The sequence below is a fragment of the Pseudoalteromonas sp. OF7H-1 genome (assembly GCF_022347825.1).
GTDB classification, from domain to species: Bacteria; Pseudomonadota; Gammaproteobacteria; order Enterobacterales; family Alteromonadaceae; genus Pseudoalteromonas; species Pseudoalteromonas maricaloris.
Genome location: NZ_JAKRFX010000007.1, coordinates 250,647 through 256,978, shown reverse-complemented (window position 1 = coordinate 256,978; position 6,332 = coordinate 250,647). Strand labels below are relative to the sequence as shown.

The following is a 6,332-nucleotide window of genomic DNA, read 5'->3' as shown; positions in this document are numbered from 1 at the left end:
GAAGTTATCCAACACAATGGGAGTGCTTTGTTGACGAAGCCAAGACTCAACGCTTTCCTGCCAATCCTTCAGAGTATTTGACCGCTGATTTGGTTGTATCAAACAAGTTAGTTAATCCTGTAATACTTCAGGGCGAAACATCAATGACAATAAGTCATCCTATCACGGACGCCGAATTGAGTTATGCCATTGTTGAAAAAGCAACGAGTTGCAACGCGGCTAGCGTGACATGGAAGAAGTATATTGCGGCCATCGTCATTGATACCAATAGCACTAAACCAAAACTTTGTGCCAAGGCTGTTTTTAATCAACAGTATACTTCCATTTCGGAAAAGGTATTTCTTCCAAGTGCCAAAAAACTCATCTTTATACATACAGATTTATTAGGGAGTCCGGTGGCAGAGAGTGAAAATCCATAGGCCATTATAGTGATTATGTTATTCCTCTATATAATTTTTTATTTGAGATATTTATGAAAAGAATTTTTTTAAATTTAATTTTATTTACATCATTTCTATCTTATTCATCGACCGAAGTCATTTTGGAAGTTGATAGTAAGGTAAGAGCTCAAAGTGTTTTTAATAGTTCAACTATGGGAGATGTCTATGACCCCGTTACTGGGGGCCTAAGCTTTGCTGTATCAGATATTTCTATATCTGGAAATTTTGCAATTCCTGTAGAAGTAAAGCGTACATATTCGCCATTAAATAATAAAGGCTTGAACTTAGGGGGGGGCTGGAGAATTGAAGTACCCTACATTAGTGGTGAATATGTAGATCCTGATTCGAGCTCGTCCCACTCTCATTACCTAAGGCACGTTGCAGGAGGCTGGCTAATTGGAAAAGAGTGTACGCAAGATGTGGGCTGGTACACTTATGCATATGGTTCTGCCAGCCATCAAGATTTGCCTTATACTTCTTATTGGCAGGGAAAATATCTTCATATACCAAATGAGGTTTCAGAGAACTTAGTACCAGGTAAGGGTATATACGCAAATAAACAGGCAACTCAGACTAACCACTACATTTCTAATTGCTATAACCGAGAAGATGGCAATGGTCAGGGTATTGAAGTGATATCTCCAAACGGTATTAAATACAAGTTTGATTATGCAATCGAATCTAAAAATGGTTTACCTTTTCCGATAGGAAATACAGGGTTTAGACGAATGCTGATGGTGACATCAGTGGAAGATAAATTCGGTAATACTGTAAAATATAATTATGAAGGAGAATTGCTTAAGTCGATTACCTCTTCTGATTTAAGGGAGTTAAAGTTTGAATACAATAATGATAATACACTTAAAGAAGTTATACATGGTGATAGAAAGTGGAAGTATAATTATACCAATAATAGACTAAGTTCAGTTGAGTTGCCGAACAAAACTTTTTGGAAATATCCTCCAGAATTCTATTCATCTCAGTTACGAGGCCAAACAAAGTCAAAGCAATTGACATCCGAACAACTTGGTATGTGTGAAATAAATAAAGACACCTTATCCAAACAACACGAGCTAAAAGAGTTTACTGTTGAAACACCTCATGGTGCAAATATTACCTACTCTGTTGAATATACAATTCATGGGCGCCATAATGTTAGGCCATATGATGAGGGGCCAGGAAATTTAATACCTTATACACTGTTTAAAAATTTAAATTGCACTGTTAGGCAAAGTCTTGTTGGAAAGTCCGTACAGTATGATGGTGTAGATAAATATAGCTGGAGCTATATTTATTCACAAAATAAAGGGTACTACCTTAATGAAACAAATCGTCACTGGGATGATTTCAAAAGTGTGGTAGAAGCAATAAATAGCAAAGTTGGGAAGGTCAAACCAAGTTTCCCCTTTGGTAAGCCTGCGAGCGTAAAAGCTGAAATTGATGTAAAAACCACAACTGTAATTGGTGAAGGTTTAAAGAAGATATACTACATTGATCGTCGTGTTGATTCATATAGTGAAGGAAAAGTTTTAGCGATTGATTATGCTAATTTTAGTTCAAACTCCTTATTAAAAAGAGAGTTGTTTTATTATCGACAAGGCTCTGAGCTGTGGGACAACTGCAAGCGCCTGACTAAAGATTTCCATGGAATATCTGGGCAAGATGATTGTGAGATCTATGTAAATGAACAGCGTGATAACTTTCAAGTTTTTCTAAGTGAAAAGAAAACAATCGTCTACGGTGGCACAAGTGGACTCGAAGAAGCGACAACTTACACTGCAGAATATGATGAATTTGATGAGTATGGATACGCTAAAAAAACAATTTATAAAAATAGCATCAATAATAAGGTTAAGTATGAAAAGCATACTTATAAGCATGCAACAGAGTTGTGGGAGTTGGGCAAGCTTCAGAAACATGAAGTCTCAAATGATGACAGTAAATATACTACTATAAAAGAAATTTCTTACTATGATAATGATGGTGGGAATAATGCTTATACAGAAAAAAACTTACCTTACGAGATAAAGATTTTCGGGGAGTGGAGAGAGCGTTTTATAGAATATAATGATGTGGGGGGAGTTGTATATAAAGAGTTAAATAACAAGATTATATCTGAAAATGATTCTGTTAAGGATAATAGCTTTGTTAAATATGGAGATTATAAATGTGGTGTTCCTCAAAAAGTTATATACCCCGGCCGCTTATCAAATACAGAAATTTCACATAGCATTGAACTGGATGACAACTGTTTAGTGGAAAAAACAACAGACTTCAATGGTGTTACAACAACGTTTGACTACGACTCTATTGGCCGCATTACAGCAATTAACTTGACTGATGAAGTAAAAAACAATAACTGGTTAGACACAAAATTTGAATGGGATGATACAACTAATACCCGTACCATCAAGCGTTGTACGTTAAATCAATATAGTAATTGCAGTGAAGCAGCACCTCTTATTGAAACGGTAGAAACCTACGATAATTTACTGAGACTCACTCAGATCAAAACCATAGATGACACTGCAAATGCAGATGCAACAACCAGTGTTCGATATCAAAACTTTGAGTATGACTATCAAAATCGTCAGACCTTAGCCTCATTTGTTAGTACTGATAGTGCTGATAGTACTGATAGTGCTGAATTAAAGGGTACTAGGACGACTTATGATGCGTTAGGCCGCACAAAGACAGTGAGTGTGTCGGGCCTTGGTAAGACTAAGTATGAGTACCTCGCTGGCAATAAGATTAAAGTGACGGATCCACTCTCTAAAGTTACCACGACAACATATCAAGCATTTGGGGCTCCAGAATATGAGATAGCCACCTTTATTGATTCACCAGAAAATGTAGATACAAGTATAGCAGTTAACCTATTTGGTCAAGTGGAGGCGATTACACAATCAGGTCCTAGTAGTGATGGAGCGGTGGTTTCAGCTGTAGAAAAGCGAGTTTATGATAGTAACCAAAACCTTTGTGTAATAACACGCCCGGATGTTGGTAACACAATATTTGGACATAATGCTCTTGGACAAATGATTTGGAAAAAAGAAGGGGTTACAGATACTGACTGTGTCGCAACAAAACCAGCTGATGCAATTGAGTATGTGTATGATAACGTTGGTGACCTATATAAGATTAACTACCCTGAAAACAGTAACACGCCTTCAGTTACCTATACTCTTGATAATAATGGTAATGTGACAGGGGTGACTGCGGGAGATGTCACCCATAGCTATGTGTATAACAACCAAAACCTACTAGAGGTAGAGCAGCTTCTAATCAACGGTCAACTGCCTTTAGAAATTGATTATGGTTATAACGCATTACAACAACGTGAGTATTTGGCTTACCCTGACGGTACATCGGTACACTTTAATCCAAATGGGTATGGTGAGCCGACACGCGCAGTGACCTATAAAGCAGGCACTGTTGACATCGAGCTTAAATTTGCTACAGATGCCAGTTACTACGCGAATGGGATGTTGAAGGGCTTTACTTACGGCAATGGAGTTACGCATAGTTTAATACTTGACGATAACCTACTGCCAGATGTGCTCCAAGACAGCCGAGATACTAAAAATATTGTTAAGCTAGACTATAGCTTTGATAAGGTGGGGAATGTCACCGCTATTTTGGACGAAGTGCAACCCACTTATAGCTTGACTAGCCTAGTTTACGATGATCTACATAGATTAACCTCGGTCACAGGCGGTACGGCCATTGGTAACAGCAGTATTAAATATGATGCGCTAGGAAATATAGAATCATATACAAGTAAAGATAGAAACCTGACCTACACATACAACAGAACGACAAACCGATTATCTAGCGTGACGGGAGCAGGCACCAATGGTAAGTATGCAAACTTAACGTATGATACGCGGGGCAATATCGACAACAATGGTGCGTATCAGCTTAACTTTAACTTAGCAAACCAGCTTACATCAGCGAAAAATAACACCTATCTATACGATGGACATAATCGCCGCGTTAAGCAAGTAGAGCAAAGCGGAACGAGTTATAGCTTATACTCGCAAGATGGCACTTTGCTGTATCGCGAAAAGGGCAACACCATAACGGGTGATGGCGTTAACTATATTTACCTGGGCAAAAAGCTAATTGCCAAATACGGCGACGTAAAACCAACGTCGGAAGCTGATAGTCGTCAACACTACCGTCCGTTTGGTGAAACGTTGGAAACGCCAAAAGATGATGTAGGCTATACCGGCCATAAGTTTGATAAAGAGCTTGGTCTAAGTTATATGCAGGCACGATACTATGATCCAGTTATCGGGCGGTTTTACTCGAATGATCCGGTTGATACGGTTGGACACTTCAATACTCCAAATGGTATTCATGGATTCAACCGTTACACATATGCGAATAATAACCCATATAAGTATACTGATCCGACAGGTATGAATTCTTATAATCCACAAGGGCTAATGATTACCCCTCAGCAAAACAGGGCACTGAGAAATGCAACTACTGTAAGTGCTGGGCCAGCGATAGGCGCGCGTATTGGAGTCAAAACACCTCATGCTACAGTTAGTGTTGGTGGGGAGTTGTCGATGCAGGTAAGAAATGGAGATAATGGGCCTGAAAACGTTACTTCAATTGAGGTTGCTGCCAAAGCTGAATCCGCAGCATTCGAAGCAAAAGCTCAAGTTGTTAAGGTTGAAGAAACTTCAGATAGTAGTTCAGGGGTTTCTCGAGTTACTTCACAAGTTGTTGAAGGGCCAAAATTAGCAGCACAAGTTAACAATGGTAATAGCTCAATGGCAGCTGAGGGTAATAAAGTTAAGGCAGAAGTTACAGCCGCTTTTGTAAAAGTTTCAGTCGAAGTGGATTTGGATAAGTTGAAGTGAGAGATTTAAATATGGAGTTAAGAAAAATGAAAGTATTTTGGCTTCTCTTAATTGTGTTGCAATTTACTTTATTAGCAACTTTTTTAGTTGTTTCATCTTTAGAGCCAGCAAGTTCAACTGTACATCCTATCGTTGGTTTTTTGATCAGTGCTGTTTTTGTGGTGCTGCTTGTAGTTCCTTTATTCGTTTGTATTAAGCTTAAAAAGAACTTTTTTGTTGCTATTGGAACCTTGCTGTTTCTGAACGTTATAGGGAGTGTAATTTTATATTTTTTATACAAAAAAGAGATGGGAAAAATTTAGCTGAATTTCGCTGAACAGAACTAAATGGACAGGCACTCAAACTTGAAACCTTGAGTGCTTTGTCTAAGCTTTAGTTTCTTTAAAATCATTTCAAATTCTGAGTTCAAGGAGTGAACGATGGGATTAGCAAGGAAGCGGCAAATCAGCTTGTCGTGGAATTTAACGTGGACACCCACTCCAATTTGCATGTTGGGGTGGCTTGTCTAAGCTTTTAGTTCTTCAAAATCATTTCAAATTCTAAGTTCAAGGAGTGAACGATGAGATTAGCAAGGTAAAAGATAAGTGGCACCTACTTTAATTTGATTTTGTGTAAATCCTTTTGTAATTTATATTGCCTCGCTATTATGAGGCTTTGTTATACTTGAGCTAAGAGTCATTAATTTTGAAATAGCAGTGAACATTCTTTTTCTTTGCACAGCTAATATCCACTGTATATCCCTGATGAATTTCAATACTTCCAGCGTGAGTTGGTACTTTTACTGTTAGAGCGCCTGACTTAGAATGAACGTTTTTTCTTGTGAATATTATCAAGAAAGTCGAAAGTTAGTCTGCTTAAATAGAAAAAGCGACGCTTTCTCCCAATGTTTATATTCTTCTCGCAATAAGAATTGAATGCTCAACTATAAAAATTTAGGATATTTATTAATAATAATGAAAAAGCGTTTTTATGACTAGGTACTACGGATAATGCTCGCTATTTTTACGCGCAAAAACAC

Annotated in this window: 3 protein-coding genes; all 3 read left to right on the top strand. The window is 37.9% G+C overall.

Translation table 11 applies throughout. The features are described from left to right. On the top strand, positions 1–419 hold a 419-nt coding region (locus MHN30_RS11280; protein WP_239359622.1), incomplete at its 5' end, for a hypothetical protein. Between the two features lie 53 nt (positions 420–472). After that, a complete protein-coding gene (locus MHN30_RS11275; protein ID WP_239359620.1) occupies positions 473–5,314 on the top strand; it encodes an RHS repeat-associated core domain-containing protein in 4,842 nt (1,613 codons plus the stop codon). A 26-nt stretch (positions 5,315–5,340) separates the two neighbouring features. Beyond that, positions 5,341–5,616 (top strand): hypothetical protein, encoded by a 276-nt coding sequence (locus MHN30_RS11270; protein WP_130164360.1) that lies wholly within the window; start codon positions 5,341–5,343, stop codon positions 5,614–5,616. The last annotated feature ends 716 nt before the right edge of the window (positions 5,617–6,332 follow it).